Source organism: Halorhabdus salina (genome assembly GCF_013839425.1).
Lineage (GTDB): Archaea > Halobacteriota > Halobacteria > Halobacteriales > Haloarculaceae > Halorhabdus > Halorhabdus salina.
Map to the genome: position 1 here is coordinate 118,263 of NZ_JACDNP010000004.1, position 17,978 is coordinate 136,240.

17 protein-coding genes are annotated in these 17,978 nt (G+C 62.9%); 5 read left to right on the plus strand and 12 right to left on the minus strand.

What is annotated here, in order from left to right:
• The first annotated feature begins 104 nt into the window (after window positions 1–104).
• Together lonB and HZR20_RS07060 are read left to right on the plus strand one after the other, a co-directional pair.
• Complete coding sequence (gene lonB / locus HZR20_RS07055) at window positions 105–2,207, plus strand: ATP-dependent protease LonB (protein ID WP_181685887.1); 2,103 nt, start codon at window positions 105–107, stop codon at window positions 2,205–2,207.
• Window positions 2,208–2,447: 240 nt separating this feature from the next.
• Window positions 2,448–2,693: a type II CAAX prenyl endopeptidase Rce1 family protein gene (locus HZR20_RS07060; protein ID WP_181685888.1), complete on the plus strand. Its 246-nt coding sequence runs from the start codon at window positions 2,448–2,450 to the stop codon at window positions 2,691–2,693.
• 5 nt (window positions 2,694–2,698) lie between these two features.
• Here HZR20_RS07060 and HZR20_RS07065 read toward each other — a convergent pair whose 3' ends face one another.
• Together HZR20_RS07065 and HZR20_RS07070 are read right to left on the minus strand one after the other, a co-directional pair.
• Window positions 2,699–3,163, minus strand: a complete 465-nt coding sequence (locus HZR20_RS07065) for an MGMT family protein (RefSeq protein WP_181685889.1) — start codon at window positions 3,161–3,163, stop codon at window positions 2,699–2,701.
• A gap of 79 nt (window positions 3,164–3,242) precedes the next feature.
• Complete coding sequence (locus tag HZR20_RS07070) at window positions 3,243–5,114, minus strand: restriction endonuclease (protein WP_181685890.1); 1,872 nt, start codon at window positions 5,112–5,114, stop codon at window positions 3,243–3,245.
• Window positions 5,115–5,261: 147 nt separating this feature from the next.
• Here HZR20_RS07070 and HZR20_RS07075 point away from each other — a divergent pair, with 147 nt between their 5' ends.
• Window positions 5,262–5,438, plus strand: coding sequence for a hypothetical protein (locus HZR20_RS07075; RefSeq protein WP_181685891.1), 177 nt, complete (start codon window positions 5,262–5,264; stop codon window positions 5,436–5,438).
• Between the two features lie 123 nt (window positions 5,439–5,561).
• On the opposite strand, the gene HZR20_RS07080 is transcribed toward HZR20_RS07075, so the two are convergent.
• Entirely contained in the window at window positions 5,562–6,716 is a 1,155-nt protein-coding gene (locus tag HZR20_RS07080) for a hypothetical protein (protein WP_220132689.1), read from the minus strand.
• A gap of 112 nt (window positions 6,717–6,828) precedes the next feature.
• The gene (locus HZR20_RS07085) at window positions 6,829–7,335 is read right to left on the minus strand and encodes a FlaD/FlaE family flagellar protein (protein ID WP_181685892.1); all 507 of its coding nucleotides are present in this window, start codon (window positions 7,333–7,335) and stop codon (window positions 6,829–6,831) included.
• 197 nt (window positions 7,336–7,532) lie between these two features.
• Here HZR20_RS07085 and HZR20_RS07090 point away from each other — a divergent pair, with 197 nt between their 5' ends.
• Window positions 7,533–8,444 (plus strand): ParA family protein, encoded by a 912-nt coding sequence (locus HZR20_RS07090; RefSeq protein WP_181685893.1) that lies wholly within the window; start codon window positions 7,533–7,535, stop codon window positions 8,442–8,444.
• Complete coding sequence (locus HZR20_RS07095) at window positions 8,441–9,430, plus strand: chemotaxis protein CheW (RefSeq protein WP_181685894.1); 990 nt, start codon at window positions 8,441–8,443, stop codon at window positions 9,428–9,430. Before HZR20_RS07090 ends, HZR20_RS07095 begins: the two co-directional genes overlap by 4 nt.
• Window positions 9,431–9,476: 46 nt before the next feature.
• On the opposite strand, the gene HZR20_RS07100 is transcribed toward HZR20_RS07095, so the two are convergent.
• The 8 genes from HZR20_RS07100 to HZR20_RS07135 all read right to left on the minus strand — a co-directional run bounded on the left by HZR20_RS07100 (window position 9,477) and on the right by HZR20_RS07135 (window position 17,915).
• Window positions 9,477–10,610 carry an NAD(P)/FAD-dependent oxidoreductase gene (locus HZR20_RS07100; protein WP_181685895.1) on the minus strand — a complete coding sequence of 378 codons (1,134 nt, stop codon included), beginning with the start codon at window positions 10,608–10,610 and terminating at the stop codon, window positions 9,477–9,479.
• Between the two features lie 37 nt (window positions 10,611–10,647).
• Entirely contained in the window at window positions 10,648–11,619 is a 972-nt protein-coding gene (gene mvaD, locus HZR20_RS07105; RefSeq protein WP_181685896.1) for a phosphomevalonate decarboxylase MvaD, read from the minus strand.
• A 322-nt stretch (window positions 11,620–11,941) separates the two neighbouring features.
• On the minus strand, window positions 11,942–13,435 hold the full coding sequence (locus HZR20_RS07110; protein WP_181685897.1) for an NADH-quinone oxidoreductase subunit N: 1,494 nt from the start codon (window positions 13,433–13,435) through the stop codon (window positions 11,942–11,944).
• Window positions 13,435–14,964 (minus strand): complex I subunit 4 family protein, encoded by a 1,530-nt coding sequence (locus HZR20_RS07115; protein WP_181685898.1) that lies wholly within the window; start codon window positions 14,962–14,964, stop codon window positions 13,435–13,437. The genes HZR20_RS07110 and HZR20_RS07115 overlap by 1 nt, the downstream gene beginning before the upstream one ends.
• The gene (gene nuoL, locus HZR20_RS07120; RefSeq protein ID WP_181685899.1) at window positions 14,965–17,007 is read right to left on the minus strand and encodes an NADH-quinone oxidoreductase subunit L; all 2,043 of its coding nucleotides are present in this window, start codon (window positions 17,005–17,007) and stop codon (window positions 14,965–14,967) included. It lies immediately after the preceding gene.
• Window position 17,008: 1 nt separating this feature from the next.
• Window positions 17,009–17,311 carry an NADH-quinone oxidoreductase subunit NuoK gene (gene nuoK / locus HZR20_RS07125; RefSeq protein ID WP_220132690.1) on the minus strand — a complete coding sequence of 101 codons (303 nt, stop codon included), beginning with the start codon at window positions 17,309–17,311 and terminating at the stop codon, window positions 17,009–17,011.
• Entirely contained in the window at window positions 17,311–17,634 is a 324-nt protein-coding gene (locus HZR20_RS07130) for a hypothetical protein (protein WP_181685900.1), read from the minus strand. Before HZR20_RS07130 ends, nuoK begins: the two co-directional genes overlap by 1 nt.
• Window positions 17,631–17,915 carry an NADH-quinone oxidoreductase subunit J gene (locus HZR20_RS07135; protein ID WP_181685901.1) on the minus strand — a complete coding sequence of 95 codons (285 nt, stop codon included), beginning with the start codon at window positions 17,913–17,915 and terminating at the stop codon, window positions 17,631–17,633. Before HZR20_RS07135 ends, HZR20_RS07130 begins: the two co-directional genes overlap by 4 nt.
• Window positions 17,916–17,978 lie beyond the last annotated feature (63 nt).

Below are 17,978 nucleotides of genomic sequence, written 5' to 3' on the forward strand. Positions count from 1 at the left end.
GATCTAACCGCATTCTGTCGGTTTTATGTGCGCGGCAATCACGGGGGTTAGGAGAAAGTATATGAATCGACAGTCCCTGATTTTCAGTAACCGACCCGTTCAAAATGAGTGAGAACATCGATACGGACGATCCGCCACCCGAACGCGACGAGGTGGACGAAGAGACGACGGACCCCCAGTCGACGACCGAGCAGCCTCCGGCATCGGACGCGACGGAATCGCCGGGCGAATCACCACCGGCTGAGGGCGATGGATCGGACGAAGAGATCGACGAATTAGGCAGTGGCGTCACGCTCGATGACGAGGATGTGGCCGTCATCGACGACGAGGACGACACCCTCGGCGGGCTCGACATCGAGTCGACCGAAGACATCGAAGTCCCCGATCGGCTGGTCGATCAGGTGATCGGACAGGATCACGCTCGCGATATCGTCAAGAAAGCGGCCAAACAGCGCCGTCACGTGATGATGATCGGTTCGCCCGGGACGGGCAAATCGATGCTCGCGAAAGCGATGAGCCAACTCCTGCCAAAGGAGGATCTTCAGGACGTTCTCGTCTACCACAACCCGGACGATGGCAACGAGCCGAAGGTCCGAACGGTGCCGGCCGGAAAGGGCGAACAGATCGTCGATGCCCACAAAGAAGAAGCCAACAAGCGCAACCAGATGCGGTCGTTCCTGATGTGGATCATCATCGCCATCGTGATGGGCTACTCGCTGCTCATCGCCGGCCAGATCCTGCTTGGCATCCTGGCGGCCGGCGTTATCTACCTCGCCTTTCGCTATGGTGCCCAGGGCAACGATTCGATGATCCCGAACCTCCTGCTCAACAACGCCGACAAGCAGACGGCACCCTTCGAGGACGCGACGGGTGCCCACGCCGGCGCGCTGCTGGGTGACGTCCGCCACGACCCCTTCCAGTCAGGTGGGATGGGGACGCCCAGCCACGACCGGGTCGAACCCGGCGAGATCCACAAGGCCAACAAGGGCGTGCTGTTCGTCGATGAGATCAACACGCTCGATATCCGCTCTCAGCAGAAGCTGATGACGGCCATTCAGGAGGGTGCATTCTCGATTACCGGCCAGAGCGAGCGCTCTTCGGGTGCGATGGTTCAGACCGAACCCGTCCCGACGGACTTCATCATGGTCGCGGCGGGGAACTTAGACGCCATGGAGAACATGCACCCGGCCCTGCGCGACCGGATCAAGGGCTACGGGTACGAGGTCTACATGGACGACACCATCGACGACGAACCCGAGATGCGCCGGAAGTACGCCCGCTTCGTCGCCCAGGAGGTCGAGAAAGACGGTCGGCTCCCAGACTTCACGAGGGAAGCTGTCGAGGAGGTCATCCTCGAAGCCAGGCGTCGGGCCGGCCGCAAGGAGCACCTCTCACTGAAGCTCCGTGACCTGGGTGGACTCGTCCGCGTCGCGGGAGACATCGCTCGCGCAGAGGACAAGGAGTACACCGAGCGCGATGATGTCCTCCAGGCCAAACGGCGTTCGCGGTCGATCGAGCAGCAACTCGCGGACAACTACATCGAGCGCCGCAAGGACTACGAACTCACCGTCAACGAGGGAAGCGCGGTCGGCCGCGTCAACGGCCTCGCCGTGATGGGCGAGGATTCGGGAATCGTCATGCCCGTCATGGCCGAAGTCGCTCCCTCCCAGGGAGCCGGCGAAGTTATCGCGACGGGGAAACTCCAAGAGATCGCCATGGAGGCCGTCCAGAACGTCAGCGCGATCATCAAGAAGTTCTCAGACGAGGATATATCCGAGAAGGACATCCACATCCAGTTCGTCCAGTCCTACGAGGGTGTCGAGGGTGACTCCGCATCCGTCACTGTCGCGACGGCTGTCATCTCGGCGCTCGAAAACATCCCGGTCGAGCAAAACATCGCCATGACTGGGTCGCTGTCGGTCCGGGGTGACGTCTTGCCGGTCGGTGGGGTCACCCACAAGATCGAGGCTGCCGCCAAGACTGGCCTGGACAAGGTCATCATTCCCAAGGCCAACGAACAGGACGTGATGATCGAAGACGAGTACAAGGACCAGATCGAGATCATTCCAGTCACGCATCTCTCGGAGGTACTGGAAGTGGCTCTGGCCGGCGAACCGGAGAAGGATTCGCTGGTCGATCGGCTCAAGTCGATCACCGGCCAGGCCTTAGAGACGAACGTCGGCCGGACAAATCCCAGTCCCCAGTAAGCTGTGCCGCGCTCGGTCGGCTTCGTCGGCCTGATCTGGGGTTTCGTCGCGATCGTTTTCGGGGTACCTGGCCACACCCAGCGCGTCGTCTCGGCCGCGACCGATGGGCCGGACGCGACTGGACAGTCGACCGCGCGACTCGCGAGTGACGTCGTTCCCTGCTCGCAATTCCCACGGTCGCACTCCGTTCGACCGCGCACTCGCCACTCTCGCTGTCGACATCTGCGGTGCTGGTGAACGTTGCATTCACGCAAGCCCGACTCGCCGTTGTCGTGGGTGCTTGCCGTCCCTGCCTCGGTCGTGTTCGAGTTCTGTCACAGCAGCCTGGGTCGAACTGGCGTCGTCACCGGCGGCCTCGGGCTGGTGCTGGCTGGCGCGTATATTCTCACGAGACATCGTCTGATCGTGATCGTCGTCCACTACGTCCTCGATGCGATCGAATTGCTCGGCCACGAGTGGCTCGATAACAGGGTGGGTAGCGCCTGAGTGGCCTAGGCGAGTCCTTCGATCGATCGAAGTTTCTGCTCGACAGCTGGCGGCGCAGTACTGGGGCCGTCCCTGACGCGGTGATCCGGGACGAGCAGCGGCACCGGGTTGTCGGCGAGAGCTGTCCTGATAACGCCGCGATCGTCGTCGTTGTCTGGGTCCAGTCCGGGTGTCATCCGGGCTAGTTCTTGGACGGTCACTGCCTCCCCATAGGGTACCGATCGCAACCGTTCGAGGACGTCTCGGTGCTCGGTCGCCATCGTCAGTGCGACTTCGATCTCCCGGAATGAGACGGGCTCACCTTCCAGATAGGCGTCGATCTGATCGAGGATATCGTGCGTTTGGCCGGCATCTGGTGGTGAGTCGTTCGGAAACGAGAGGGAGATAACACGGCCACTCGCGATCCCAACTAGAACGTCTCGGTCGAGAAAGGGTGCTTCCCGGGCATAGATGCCAGCAGTCTCGTCCATACCTGTCGTTTGGGCTGATGGTGACTTCAAGATTCGTGTGGGCTAGCCCATTTTGCTTCGTTGGTCGCCGCGATGCGGTTCAGTCGTCGGCCCCATCGTCGATGGCGCTCGGTCGGACGCCCGTCTTTCGAGCGAGTTCGCTAAGTCTGTGGCTGTCAACCAGCGTCACACCGTGTGTCATGGCCGCGTCGAACGCGGAGGGGTCGATAGGGTCGGTCGTCACCAGGATCGCCGAGTGGTCCTCGTCACGACTGTCCAGTGTGGCAACCAGTGTCTCCACCTTCCCAGCCGTCACCGGAACGCCTCGACGACAAACCCACAACAGTAGTGCTCGTTCATCCGCGGATCGGGTTGCGACCGCGTCGGGTCCCGCTTCGTCGAGCAGATCGACGGCCCAGCCGAGTTCCCGCCAAACGAGGCCCACTGCCAATGTGGCAGCCCCGTCGTCCAGAGTCTGGAGACGACGGACGTATTCACTCTGATCCACGTCAGTGTTTCGCGCTGTGGCTGGCGCGGGTTCCTGTCGGGCCGACGGTGACTCACTGGAGTACACGTCCCCTGCCGAGACGTCGTTCCGCTCCGGCGACAGGACGGTTGTGTCGTTATCAGGCATTTCAGGCGCTCTGTTCCCGGTGTTGTCTCCATGTTTCTCGCGCGCTATCGTCTCAATTCGAGATGTGATTTCCGCGCGACGCCTGCGGAGATCGTCGTGGTCGTCCGGTGTGAACTCCGCCGCCGTGGCGATGGCCCGATCGAGGGAGTTGCGTGCGTCTTCGTAGGCGGATAGTGCTGTATCGTGCTGGCCGTCCTCCCGGAGTCGCTGGGCGTCCTGGGAGCGTCTATCCGCGGCCCGCTGTTGGGCAATGATCAGGCCCTCAACGACGGTCTCAAGACGGTCACGGAGTAGCGATCGCTCACCAGCGAAACGGCCGTCTCCTCGTCCATAGTCCAGTTGGATTATTGTACGAAACCGCTCGAAGGCGTCCCGCCAGTGTTCGGCAGCTACCAGCGGATCGTCGGCTCGCTCGGCCGCTCGCTGGGCGGCGAGTGCGCAGCGTAACGGGGAGACACGAAGCCGGTCGAGATCGGCGTCGATCGCGGCCAAGTGCTGTCCAACGTTGGCAGCCATTGCCGCCGAGAGGCCCTTGCGGCCGCGAAGCGCCTGAAACGCCTCTTTAGCACGCTCGAAGTGATCGGCAGCGTGCTCGTAGCGTTCCCGCCGCCAGTAGCTCTTAGCGTGGGTGCGAAACGACCGAGCGCGGGCAAACGTCAACCGCAAGCGTTCGTCACGGAGGCGCGATCCCACGCGTTCCAGCCGCCCGTTCATGCCGCTTGCTGGCGCGTCGTAGGCAGTCGCCGTCTGTTCAGCCTCGGTGAGTGAACTATCGGCCCGGTCGAGTGCCCGCTGTGTGGCGTCGAACGCGCCAACTGTCCGTTGTTGGGCAGCTTCGCCCAGCGCGTCCCGAGCTTCGGAGAGCAATCGGTCGAACCGGATCCAGGCCTGAGCGGCCTCACGCACCCGTCGTGCGACGACTTCAGCGTCGATCCCCGTGGGGAACAACTGCCAGTATTCGGTCCCCCCGCTCCAGCACTGGACGGCGACGTGACTCCCATCTCGTTCGACGGTGACGTGCTCGATTGTGTCGAGTGCCACGTCGTAGATATCGTCGCCATCATCCGCGGTTCCACCGCCGACCGCCATCACGATGCGGCGGTCCGTAATCGCGACGAGCGCCCGGTAGCCCGACCCAGGAGAGTAGGTCGTTTCCGTCTCGCCTCGTGTGTGGACGATCCCCTGGTGGTCGCTCGGGAACACCACCCGCGGCTGCTCGACCGGACCGAGGTAAGCTTGAAGTGATCGATCGGCGAGATAGCCATCCCCGAACAGTCCCCCGCGACCGGTCTCCGTCAGGAGCCGCTCGTCGACGACCTCACGGTCGTCGGATACCATACCCCTTCGTTCGGACGACACCCCTATTGTTTTTTGGTTGGCTTGGCGATGTTGAGCCGGAGACCAGCCGTCAACCAGCTTTGTCGGCCTGCCGGCGGACACCCGTCTGACAGGCATTTACGTATCCGTCGGGAAAACACTGGATCGATGCCACGGCTCGTCCTTTCGCTGCCAACTGAACTCGGTGCCGGGACGGACGCCCGCCCCGAACGTTCGAGGCGGTCTGATCCGGTGTCGAGCCGCCACTCGATCGACCAGCCCAAGGGAGACGACACCACGGAACAGCCCCGTATCGAACAGTGGCTGGCTTGCTGGGGCGATTGATCAGAGGCTGTCGACGTTGTCACAAATGCTCCCCGAATAATGTCGAAGCTCTTGATTCGGTGATGGGAAATGCGTCGGCTCACGCGTTTGCACGATTCGCCGCTGTCAACGGTCCCCGGACGATCAGTTCTCGGTCATCCGAGCGGCGATCCGCTGGGCACCGATCGTCGCCGCCAGATTGGGCTCGTCGGGGGCGATCGCTTCGACGTCACGATTGAGGGCCTCGCTGACGCGCTCCTCGAATTCCTCGACGATGCCGGGGATACAGGCCATCCCGCCCGTGAGCACGATCGGCTGGTCTAAGGCGAGCTGATAGACTTTCATGTGATCGTTGGCGAGTTCGGGCAGGAAGGTGTTGGCGAACTCCTCGACGGCCTCATCGAGGTAGGCGTCACAGGCGTCCATAACCGATCGTTCGATCGTGAATTCGTGGGCACCGCCGCCGGGCTGCTGGATGACGTCTGTGAACGGCTCGAAGTGATCGAAGTCGGCGTGTCGTTCCTTGTATTCGCGAGCGGTCTGGGTGTCGATATTGACCCGACCCTGGGTTTCGCTTTCGACGTTCGTGGCGATCCGTCGGTCGACCTCGTTGCCGGTGACTGAGCCGGTCGTGAACGGTGTGAGCTGCTCACCACGGCGATAGGCGGAGGCTTCCAAATTCGTCGATCCCATGTTGACCGCGAGGAATATCTCGTTGATCGCCTCCAGCCCGTCGCCAAAGGCGGGAATCGCCCCACACAGCGACTCGGGGTAGCTCTGAATGAAGTGGTCGCCGATGCCGCTGCCCTCGACAACCGACTGGAGATTGGCCAACCCGCGCTCGTTATCGATGGTCGGGATGGCGTAGACGACCCCACTGTTTGCCGGGATGTCGTTGGCCTCGATAACCGACGTGAAGAAGCGCTCGGTCAGTTCGGCCCCGCGTTCGTCTTCCGGGAGTCCAGAGCGAAGCATGAACTGGACACGTTCGGGGTACTGTTCGGCGGCTTCCTCTCCGTAGAGGACCTGTTCTTCGCCGCTGATGGGATCGTCGTAAGTCGCCAGACAGGTCAGCGTCTGGGTGGTAGCCAGCCCCCCCTGGCCGTCGGGTTTCGCGAGGACCGTCCGCGTACTCCCGAGTTTGACGCCGACTGGGGCCGGCTGGCCGTCCGCCCCCGATTCGTCCGCGTCTGCTGACGATTCATCGACAGGGTCCTCGTCTGTGTCCGGTTCTGGGTCCGCTTCTTCCACGTCCTCCTGTTCAGCTGGTTCGTCTGCTTCGGCGTCCTCGACACTCATACGATGGCAGATTGTCCCTGCGGCAGTATATAACTACGTGTCGAAAATCAGCGCTGATACCAACGGACGCCGACGGCCTTTCGGGGAAGAGAGTCACCGGCGAGGCAGTAACTCACTGCATCGACGTGAGTTTGGCGACGTGGACCAGACTCAGCAGGTGATCATCGATCGACAGCTCCGAGGAGTCGGTGCCCGTCTCCTCGAGACCGAGCAAGTAGTCTTCGAGGTCGTCGCTAACCGTCTCGGTGATCCAGCCGACTTCGGCGTAGTAGTCGACGGCCTCGTTGGCCCCACGGAACCCGGCTTTCTCCAGCAGGAACGAGAGCCACTCGAAGACGATCAGTTCACCGGCGTAGCTCTCGGGGAGTTCCTGGAGATACGGTTTCTCCAACTCGCCCCCGACCATGCTCTCTAAGGGCAACAACTGGCGGTACAGTTGTGACCGATAGTCGCCGTCACCGAGGACGTCACCGCCGAGGCTGCCACCACCGGTGTCGAATCCCGGCGTCGGCGTCTCCTCCTCGACGTCCTCGTCACCGACCGGAATCGTGGCCCCACCGCGCTCGCGGGCCATCTTCCGGAGTTCGTCGAGGTCGTAATCCTTCGGGTTGATCGTCATGGCTCTCTATTACTGATACATAAAAGCTACTCTATGTTAAAGGTTGCACTCACGTCGAACGCGCGTCTGACGCCTGGAAACCGGGAATTTCACTGCGGACCGATCGTTGAATTTCCGCCATACCAGGCAATTTCAGCATTTGATACCCGCGAGCGTATTTTTATTAGTTGTCGAACCCGAGGGTCTGACAACTAACGATGCCCAGCCAGATAGCTGCCCAGACGCCAACCGTCTGCGTGACCAACGCAAAAGGCGGAACGGGCAAGACGACGATCGCAATCAACGTCGCCGGGGCACTCAACGAGCGCGGCCACGACGTCCTGTTCGTCGATATCGATCCACAGGGCAACGCCACGGAAGGGCTCGGACTGCTCGATGCCTACGACGCCGAACCGCCGACGTTGTTCGACATCTTGACCGACCACGCGGTACGGGACTCGGTCGGAGAGTTGATCGTCGAACACGAGGAGATGGATGTATTGCCGAGTTCGATCGATCTGCTCCAGGCTGAACACGAACTGACGATCGCCGATCTCGTCGCCTGGACCAAGACCGACGACTCGGTGGCGGTCGATCCAGCCGACCTCGGCCAGCTTGCGATCAATATCACGCCCGAGGCAATCACCGGTGAGCACGCCCTGGATTCCCTCGACCAGACGCTGGCGGAACTCGATACGGAATACGATTACATCATTATCGATTCGCCGCCGTTCTACGGGAAGTTGACTGACACGGCGATTTACGCCGCCCAGAACGTGCTCGTACCGGCACTCACAGAGGCCACTTCCGAGCGAGCGATCGAGTTGCTCATCGATCAAATCGCCGCCCTAGAGGGCCAGGTCGACATCACTGTCGAGACCGTTGGCGTCGTCGCCAATCGGGTCGAACAGACCAACGAGGACGCCACGATGCTGTCGTGGCTCAACGAAGTGTTCGAAGACTATCCCCTCTGGGAAGTGCGAAAGCGCGTCGCGCTCCAGCGAGCCTTCTCAGCCGGCACATCTATCTTCGCCTACGAACAACAGGTAGACATGGAAGACGTGTTTCTGGATATCGCCAAACAGTTCGAGACACACTTTGAACGGGAACCCCAGGAGGTGACAGCATGAGCGACGAAGACGACGAGCGCATGGATCGGGCCCGCCGTATCCGAAACCTTCGCGAGGGTCGTCGAGGCGAGGACGAACCAACCGACGAGTCGCCAGACGCGGACGACGGCCTCGGCGAGCCGCCGGAGTCTGCTAGTTCGGACGGGTCGAACGACCCCGACGCGGATGGAGACAACGCGACGGACACTGACAACGCCGACGAGGGGGCAGGGTCAGAGACAGCCGACGGAAAGGAGTCAACGAGCGACGACACTGGAACACCTGGCACTGACGACGAATCGGACACCGCCCAGCCGATGCCAGAAGACACTGACACTGACGAGACTGCGGCGGCCGGGACTGATCCCGACGAAGAGAGCCAGACAGGATCTGATTCGGACGACGAGGCTCTATCGGCCGCACAGGCGGCCGCACAGGCGGCAAGTGAGTTCGAAGGTGAGGACGCGGTGTCGATGGACGTCGAAGGGGTTGGCGAGACAGCCGCCGGTGAAGCGTCGACGGACGAATCGGCGGCCTCGGCTGGGGCAACGGTCGCGGATGCGAGCGTTGTGGAACAACACGAAGAGGAGACCCGTGTTCTGGAATTCCGCCTCGGTGACGAACTGTACTGTCTCGACATCACCTACGTCGAGGAGATCGTTCGCGAAGAAGCGATCACGCGCGTCCCAAACACGCCCGAGTACGTCAGCGGCGTCGTCGATCTCCGCGGCCAGATTACGACGATCCTCGATCCGAAAACTGCCGTGGATATCGGCGGCGGGAGCGACGACCGTCTCATACTTGTCTTTGACGCAGACACGTTCGACGATCACGGGTATATCGGCTGGCTAGTCGACGAGGTCAATCAGGTCACGCCGATCACGGAGTCAGAAGTCAAAGAGTCGCCGATCGACGAACCGTACATCAACGGCGTCATCGAGCGCGACGACGAGTTCGTCATCTGGACGAGTCCCGAAATGGCCCTGGACGTCGGAACCGACGAATAGCTATTCTGCGCTTTCAGGACTGAGACAGCCCAAACCACCCCGTCGGCTAGATCGATTCTGTGGCGTGTTCGATAGCTTCGGTGATTGCCCCGATATCGGCGAGGTAGCCCGCGCCCACGACCGTTTTGACGGCGACTGCTGGGGGGCCGGTGAGGACACTGGGGCCAACGCTGGCGACGGCGTCGTCACCGACGCTGACTGTCCAACCGAGGTCGTCATACCGATATCGGTCCAGCCGTGGTTCGAAGGACGGAGTGTCCGATCGGCGGTGCTCGACAACTCGTGCAAGGTTTGTCGCGACGACCGGCGCTTGCCGGATCGCCGTGTGAGCCATCGCCGGTGCACGCCGGCCGTTCTCGTCGATCACTTCCACAGCGTCGCCTGCGCCAAATACCCGCTCGCTCAAGCGTAGCGTCGCCGGCACGCGCGATCGGCCTTCCCCGACGGCCGTTGGCCCGCGGATCCCGCCGGCCCAGACGAACTGGTCGTACTCCTGCTGTTGGCCGTCAGCAAGGGCGACGCTATCGGCGCCGACGCCGGTGATCGTCGTCCCGGTCCTGACGGTGACGCCGGCCCCGTACAGAGCGTCGTCGATCGCCTGCTGCATCCGATCCTCGAATCCCGGTGGGACGGCGTCGCCCTGTTCGAGGATGGTGATCTCGATGCGATCGCCCGCCTCGTGTTCGGTCGCGAGTGCGGCGAGTTCGCCCGCGACCTGGACGCCGGTCAAGCCTCCGCCGCCCACGACGACCCGGCCGCCATCGTCGAGAACCGCGAGAAATTCCTCGCGGATCCGTGCAGCGTCGCCGGCCCGGTGCAGGACCGTCCCGTAGCTTTCGGCGCCGTCGATGCCGTGAAATTCCGGCTCTGACCCGATACAGACCGCGCCGACGTCGAACTGCAGCTCTGAGCCGTCAGCCATAGTGGCGGACCCTGCCTCAACGTCGATATCGTCGACTCGCCGCTCGTCGACCGTCGTCCGATCCAGTAGCGTTTCCAGCGGGAACGACAGCGACTCTGCGACGTCAGGCCGGCGGATTGCCCGGTGGAGCAGGTGGCGAACGACGTGGGTCCCGGAGTCGTCGACGAGGTGAATTTCGACGTCGGCGGGCAAGGACTGTTCGAGGTGACGGGCGACGCCGAGGCCGGCGTACCCGCCGCCGAAGACGGCGACGCGCATAGCCACAGTTAGATCGCCAGCCGCCTAAATGCACGCTTCAGAACAGCGCGGCGTCGGCGTCCCGGACGCGGGCGGGACCGCCGACTCGCCAGACGCGTGTCTCGATCCCGAGCTCAGTGATTGCCTCCTCGACGCGATCGACGTACTCGGCCCTCGTGTTGACGTAGATGCTTGCCCCGGTGTCCCCTGAGAAGTAGACGGGGATGCCGTCCTCGCGGAGGGTCCGTACGGTCTCGAAGACTTCGAGGGTCTCGGGTTGCCAGTAGACCCAACCTTCCGGGCCGGTCATCGTCGTTGCTGCCAGCGAGAGCGTGTCGTGTTCGGCGATCTCGAAGGTGCGCTCGAAGTCACCTCGTCCGAGGGCGTCCCGCATGTCCGCCAGTTGGGCGTGGATGTGGGCGAGCCGAGCCTCGAACATGTGACTGTCTTCGGCCTCCTCGTGGGCGGCTTCGGTCTCCTTGTAGGCAGGGATCACCGCGCCGACAACTCGCACGTCGTCCTCGAACTCGACGTCGAGTCGTTTGGAGCGGCAGTCCCGGTCGTTGCTCCCCGCTCGGAGATCCGAAAACCCACCCGTAACTGCCCGTGCCGCCGAGGTCGAACCACGACGGGCAACAGTCGAGATCTCGGGACGGGAGAGATCGAGTCCGGCCGCCTCGACGAGCGCCATTGCAAGCGCCGCAAAGCCCGATGACGAGGAGCCAAAGCCGACATTTGACGGGAAGTTGTTTTCGCTGTTCATCCGGACGGCATGGTCGATATCGGCCCGCTGTCGGACGTGATCGACCACAGTCCGAATCCGCTCGGCACCACGTCCCTCGACGCGGTCGCCATCGATGACGTACTCGTCATCCGTTCGATCGGGTTCGAAGGCGACAGTCGTCGTCGATTCACTCGGCGCGGTACAGAGGCTGATCGAGTCGTGATACGGCGTCCGGAGGTCGGAATCGCGTATCCCGTGATATTTTACCAGTCCCTGGATCGGATGGGCGGTCGCTGTCGCTTTCATACCTACTTGTGTTCCCGCCGGCACTTAGATATCGTGTAATCGGAACCTTGCCCGGCCGTCCGAAAGCGGGCGAACGGTCGAGAATGCCGTCCGATCTTTTCAGACACGGAGTCACGTCCGAGGGACCCAAGTCCAGAGACCAGTCGGACAGCGACGAGCAGGCCAGCCAGCGGCGTCGTGCGTAACCCGACACCGTGCAAGGTGAGCAAGACGGTACGGTCACGCGAGCGAATCGAGACGGACCTGCGGTCAGGACCGGATAGGGAACCAGTGAACCGGGACGCAAAAACTCCAGCGACGGCGGAATCAGACCGAACGGGGCCTACAGCAGCGCGCCCGCAGCAGCGATCGCATCCTCGCTGACGAGCCCGAAGCCGGGCAGGAGCAGTACCGTCACGACTGCCGCGACGATGATGGCCGCATAGAGTCCGACCGGGTAGGTGTCGATCTCAAAGTCTTGGCTTGGCTCTTCGATCCACAGCGCCTTGACGACTCGGGCGTAGTAGAACAGGCTGAGCGCGCTGGCGATCGCTCCGACCGCGGCGAGCCACCACAGGCCCGCACCGACCGCGGCACCGAAGAGAACGTACTTCGAGAGGAAACCCGCCCCGACAGGCAGGCCAGCGAGGCTGAACAGGAAGATCGTCATCGCTACCGAAGCGATCGGGGCCTCCTGTGCCAATCCGTTGTAGTCCTCGAAGGTCCGCCCGACGTCCCAGTACTCCGCCAGGCCGACGAACAGGAACGCGCCGGTGTTCATGAACCCGTAGACCAGCAGGTGCAGCATGCCGGCCCCGAGCACAAGGTCGGCGTTGGCAGTCGGCGTCAGGGCCGCCAACGCGATCAAGACGTAGCCGGCGTGGCCGATCGAAGAGTAAGCGAGCATCCGCTTGACGGACTCCTGGGTCGCGGCGGCGAAGTTCCCCAGGACCATCGTCACGACGGCAAGCGCCTGGAAGAGTACGAGCCAGTCGATGGTCGTCGCCACAGCCTCGATCGGGAAGGCCGTCGTGAAGATCCGGAACGCCAGGATGAACCCGGCGGCCTTCGAGGCCGATGAGAGAAACGCCGAGATGGGTGTCGGCGCACCCTCGTAAGCTTCCGGCGCCCAGAAGTGGAACGGGACGATTGCGGTCTTGAACGCGACGCCGCCGGCGACCATCACGATCCCGACGCCGAGGATTCCGGGCAGTGCAGTCGGGTCGACCGCGGCTGCCACGGCGTCGAACTGCAGCGACCCGGTCGCGCCGTAGATCAGGCTGATCCCGTAGGCGAAGATCGCCGACGAGAGCGCCCCGATCAGGAAGTACTTCAGCCCTGCTTCGACGCTCCCCTGGTTGTCCTTGAGGTAGGCAACCAATGCGTAAGAGGGCAGACTCGATAGCTCCAGGGCAAGGAACGCCGTCACGAAGCTATCGACCGATCCCAGCAGCGTCATCCCAGTCGCGGCCAGGAAGAGCAACGAGAAGTACTCTGCCTGGTAGGGGTCGTCCGCAATGTAGTCGTAGCTCGCGAGCACGACGAGGGCGAGGACGCTGGCGACGATCGTCCCGAGCACCAGCGTCATCCCGTCGACCATGAGCTGGCCGCCGAATAGTTCGATGGGGGCGTTTTGGCCGGTGTCCGCGATCAGGTACCAGACGTTGAAGGCGAGTGCGCCAAGTGCACCGGCCAGTCCGACGGCGGTCAGCAGTACCGGACTCGTCGTGTCGGGTTCGGACTCGATGCTGTCGATCAAGAACAACACCAGCGCGGTCGCGGCGAGGATGAGCGCCGGTGCCAGCGCAGCCCACGTCGGCAGTTCGATTGCCGCCATCAGGCACCACCTCCCAGTGCGAGGATCGGACTAACCGCGTCTTGAATCATCCCATAGAAGAGGTCTGGGGCGACACCCAAAGCGATCACGCAGGCAAGCAACACCACCAGCGGGGCGACGTCCTGGACGGGTGCCCGGCCGAGTTCGTAATCAGTCTCTAGGTCGAACGGGCCAAAGAGCGTCCGCTGCATCGCAAGGAGCAGGTAGCCAGCGACGATGACGATACCGAACATGGCCAGGGCGGTGAAGATCGGCGCGCCCGGCAGGACTGTCGAGGGGAAGGCCCCGAGGAAGATCAGCACCTCAGCGGCGAACCCGCTCATAAGTGGCAGTCCCATGTAGCCAAAGGCTGCGGCGACGAAAATGCCGACCGTCACGGGCATCCGATCCGCGAGCCCGGACATGTCGCCGACCATCCGCGTGTGAGTCTGGTTATAGATGACGCCGACGGTCATGAACATCAACCCGGAGATGAAGCCGTGACTGACCATCTGGAAGGTCGCCCCGCCCACGCCGTGGGCGGTGTAGGCGATCAGTCCCAGCAGGACGTACCCCATCGAGGAGATCGAGGAGTACGCGACGATCCGCTTCAGGTCACGCTGGGCGAGTGCGAGCAAGGCACCGTAGATGACACTCACCACGGCGAAGATCGCGATGATCTCCGCGTTAGCTTTCGCGACATCGGGCAACATCGTGAAGTTGAAGCGCAGCAGTGCGTAGGTCCCCATCTTCAGGAGGACACCCGCCAGTAGCACCGACACCGGCGTCGGCGCTTCGACGTGGGCGTCGGGCAGCCAGGTGTGGAAGGGGACCATCGGGACCTTCACCGCGAAGCCGGCGAACATGGCGATGAAAGCCGCCCCTTTCAGTGCACCCGGGCCGAGCCCAGCGAGTCCGGTGAGTTCGCCAGCCTGGAGGGCCTGGGTTATCTCCGGTAAGCCAAGCGTCGTGATGCTGTCGCCCAGCCCAAAGACCAGGGCGATGAAGCCGATGAACATCACCAGGCTGGCGACGTTGGTGTAGACGAAGAACTTGATCGCGGCGTATTTGCGGCGCGGACCGCCCCAGATGGCGATCAGGAAGTACATCGGCACCAGCACGACTTCCCAGAAGACGAACCACAGGAAGAAGTCAAGCGCCCCGAACACGCCCAGCAGCCCTGCCTCTAGTAAGAGCACGAGGGCGTAGAACTGTGACTGGCGTTCGTCGATCGGCGTCCAGGCCGAGACGATCGCCGTCGTCGTGAGGATTGTTGTCAGGATGACAAGGGGCAGACTCACGCCGTCGAGGCCGACGTGCCACTGGAGCTGGTAGCCGGCCAGGCTGATCCATTCGATCGTGGTCTCGAAGGCAGGATTGGTCCCGAGCAGGGCGTTGCTCGCCCCGTCAAAGGCCGACCACAGGTAGAAGCTGCCTAACAGCGGGACGAGGCTGATCGCCGCGGCCAGCTTCCCGGCGTAGCGGTTGGGTGCCACCGCGACGATTCCAGCACCGAGGAGGACACTCACGAGAAGGGCTTCCAGCAGCATTCAGAACCACCCCCCGTAGAGGCCGAGCACGACGAGAATCACGACAAGCCCCAGCGTCAGCAACGTGGCGTAGTGGGTCACGATCCCTGATTGAATGCGCCGGACGCGCTCGCTGGCGAACAGACTCACGCTGCTGGTTGCGTTGACGACGCCATCGATAACGCTCTGATCGAACGTGTCGGCGGCCCGCGAGAGCGGGAGCGTTACGTCACGTGCGAGCCAGACCTGATACTCGTCCTGATAGTAGTTGTTCATGAGTAGCGTCTTCAGCGAGCCGAGTCTGTCCGTGTGCTCTTCGGGGTCGGGGACGGCGTAGAGTCGGTACGCCAGGCCGGCACCGAGCAATGCCAGTCCGAGCGAGACCGCTGCGCCCGCGAGGACGGTTCCAGTCTCGCCCAACGGGTTCGTGGCCGTGTAGCCCGCGAACTCGTGCATCAGGCCGTGGTCGCCGGTGTAGTGGTGGACGGCCGTTCCGAACGAATCGGGTGCTTTGTCCAGCCAGTCGTGGAGGAAGGTCAGGTGGACGCCGGTAACCTTCTCGACCGGCGCGAGATTGATGACGCCCGCGACGGCTGCCAGAATTCCAAGCACCGCAAGCGGGAGTTTGACGTTCCAGCGGACGCCGTGTGGATCCTCGGCAGTCTCGGTCCGAGGCTCACCGTGGAAGGTCAGGAACACCATCCGGAAGGTGTAGAAGCCGGTGAAGACGACCGCCAGCAAGCCCATCGCGTAGCCGGCCAGCAAGAGTGGGTTGCCGCCCAGCCCGTGGATCAGCGTCTCGTAGAGCACCTCGTCCTTCGACCAGAAGCCGGCAAAGGGGAAGATGCCCGCCAGGGCGAGCGAGCCTGAGAGGAACGCGTAGTAGGTGACGGGCATCTTGTCCTTCAGCCCGCCCATGTCCCACATGTTCTCGTTGTGGTGCATCGCGATGATGACCGCCCCGGCACCCAGGAACAGGAGTGCCTTGAAGATGGCGTGGGTCGTCAGGTGGAAGACCGCGGCGACGTACCCGCCGCCGCCCAGCGCGAGCATCATGTACCCGTACTGGCTGATCGTCGAATAGGCCAGCACCTGTTTGAGTTCCTGTTTGACCAGGGCCATCGACGCCGCGAACAGCGCGGTAAATCCGCCGACGAGGGCGATCACACCCAGCGCAGTCGGCGACAGCAGGTAGAAGCCGTACATCCGCGCGACGAGGTAGACCCCGGCGGCGACCATCGTCGCCGCGTGGATGAGCGCCGAGACGGGGGTCGGCCCCTCCATCGCATCGGGCAGCCACGTATGCAGAGGGAACTGGGCGGACTTGCCGATCACGCCACCCAGGACGAGCAATCCGAGCACCGTGAACCAGGCTTGCTCACCGAGTCCGAAGAACGTCGTCACGCTTGTTTCGCCAGCCAGAGCCTGTTCTGCCATGTGCGGGAAGCTTTCCGGGCCGGCGAACATGCCGGTGCCAAAGGTCGCGAAGATGCCGACGGTCCCGACGAGGAAGAAGTAGTCCCCGAAGCGGGTCACGAGGAAGGCCTTCTTCGCAGCCGAGGGCGGCCCCTCTTCACGGAACCAGAACCCGATCAGCAAATACGAACACAGGCCGACGAGTTCGAAGAACATGAACGCCATCAAGAGATTGTCCGCGAGGACAAAGGCGAGCATACTGAACGAGAACAGGCCGAGCTCGGCGTAGTATCGCGGGAGGCCGGTCTCGCCCTCGTCATTCATATAGCCAAGCGAGAAGATGAACACCAGCAGGGCGATCAGTGAGACGATCACGAGCATCAGCGCTGAGAGCGGATCGATCAGGATACCCAGATGCAGCGTGAGCGTATCCTGCCCAGCAACGAATGTGTAGAGGTCAGCGTTGTAGGTCTCGCCGCCCGCGACGGTCACGAGCGTCCAGATCGAAAGAACGAGCGAGCCGGCCAGGGCAGTGCTGCCGGCTAGCGCGCCACGTTTTGGGAGGAACTTGCCACCGAACAGCGCAACCACGAACGCTGCCAGCGGTAACAATGCGATTGCCGGCGCGAAGTCGAATGCTCCTGTCATGTTACCTCCGCATCGTCGTCGGCACCGTCACGTCGATGTCTCCGAAGTTCCGGTCCAACACGAGGATGATCCCGAGACCGATCGCCACTTCGGCGGCCGCCAGGGCCATCACGAGCAGGGCAAACACCTGGCCCGTGAGGTTCCCGTAGTGTAGCGAGAAGGCAACGAGATTGATGTTCGCGGCGTTGAGCATCAACTCGACAGACATGAGGAACATGAGTGCGTTAGAGCGAGCCATGACGCCGAAGACGCCAATCGCGAAGACGGCCGCCGAGAGCACCAGATAGTGGACGACGCCAACCATCAGTCATCACCCCCCTCGCGGACGCGATCCAGTACCGACCCGTCTTCACGGCGGGCCAGCAGTATCGCCCCGTCCAGCGCGGCGTCGAGCACGATCGCGATGAGAATGAACGAAACCAGGAATCCCTCGGTGACCAGTGGCGACTGATCGGCCATATCGAACAATGCGTACCCGATCCCAGCGGTGATACTTGCACCCGCCTCGAAACCCGCAGCCGCGGGGAACGTCGCCGTGAGGAACACTGCCGCGAGGACGGCGAACAGTGCAAGCGCGGCCACTGCGCCGGCGGGATTGAGATCGCGAGCCAGCCGCGGACGACTCACTGTTTCACCCCGCGTTGATTCGGTTCGGAGTCGCCGTCAGCCCCGCGCGTCAACATGACGGCGAAGGTAATCAGGATGAGCACGCCGCCGACGTACACCAGGACCTGCATCGCCGCGACGAACGGCGCCTGGACCATGACGTAGTGGACGGCGACGCTGAGCAGTGCCACGCCGAGCAACAGCGCCGAGTGCCAGACGTCCCGTGTGAGGACGACCCCGAGGCTCGCACCGACGGTCGTCAGCGCAAAAAGCCCAAACGTGACTGTCTCTAGTACTCCCATGCTAGGTCACTTTGCGCCCGCCCGCCCTTTGAAGATTTCTTTATCCCGCAAAGCTTCCGGCAA

Excerpts from the sequence above, each read along its gene's own strand:
- HZR20_RS07135 (WP_181685901.1), bottom strand. The coding sequence starts at position 17,915 with ATGGGAGTACTAGAGACAGTCACGTTTGGGCTTTTTGCGCTGACGACC.
- HZR20_RS07085 (WP_181685892.1), bottom strand. The coding sequence starts at position 7,335 with ATGACGATCAACCCGAAGGATTACGACCTCGACGAACTCCGGAAGATG.
- HZR20_RS07100 (WP_181685895.1), bottom strand. The coding sequence starts at position 10,610 with ATGCGCGTCGCCGTCTTCGGCGGCGGGTACGCCGGCCTCGGCGTCGCC.
- HZR20_RS07115 (WP_181685898.1), bottom strand. The coding sequence starts at position 14,964 with ATGCTGCTGGAAGCCCTTCTCGTGAGTGTCCTCCTCGGTGCTGGAATC.
- lonB (WP_181685887.1), top strand. The coding sequence starts at position 105 with ATGAGTGAGAACATCGATACGGACGATCCGCCACCCGAACGCGACGAG.
- HZR20_RS07075 (WP_181685891.1), top strand. The coding sequence starts at position 5,262 with ATGCCACGGCTCGTCCTTTCGCTGCCAACTGAACTCGGTGCCGGGACG.
- nuoL (WP_181685899.1), bottom strand. The coding sequence starts at position 17,007 with ATGACAGGAGCATTCGACTTCGCGCCGGCAATCGCATTGTTACCGCTG.
- HZR20_RS07070 (WP_181685890.1), bottom strand. The coding sequence starts at position 5,114 with ATGGTATCCGACGACCGTGAGGTCGTCGACGAGCGGCTCCTGACGGAG.
- HZR20_RS07110 (WP_181685897.1), bottom strand. The coding sequence starts at position 13,435 with ATGGCGGCAATCGAACTGCCGACGTGGGCTGCGCTGGCACCGGCGCTC.
- HZR20_RS07095 (WP_181685894.1), top strand. The coding sequence starts at position 8,441 with ATGAGCGACGAAGACGACGAGCGCATGGATCGGGCCCGCCGTATCCGA.
- nuoK (WP_220132690.1), bottom strand. The coding sequence starts at position 17,311 with ATGGTTGGCGTCGTCCACTATCTGGTGCTCTCGGCGGCCGTCTTCGCG.
- HZR20_RS07065 (WP_181685889.1), bottom strand. The coding sequence starts at position 3,163 with ATGGACGAGACTGCTGGCATCTATGCCCGGGAAGCACCCTTTCTCGAC.
- HZR20_RS07090 (WP_181685893.1), top strand. The coding sequence starts at position 7,533 with ATGCCCAGCCAGATAGCTGCCCAGACGCCAACCGTCTGCGTGACCAAC.
- mvaD (WP_181685896.1), bottom strand. The coding sequence starts at position 11,619 with ATGAAAGCGACAGCGACCGCCCATCCGATCCAGGGACTGGTAAAATAT.
- HZR20_RS07080 (WP_220132689.1), bottom strand. The coding sequence starts at position 6,716 with ATGAGTGTCGAGGACGCCGAAGCAGACGAACCAGCTGAACAGGAGGAC.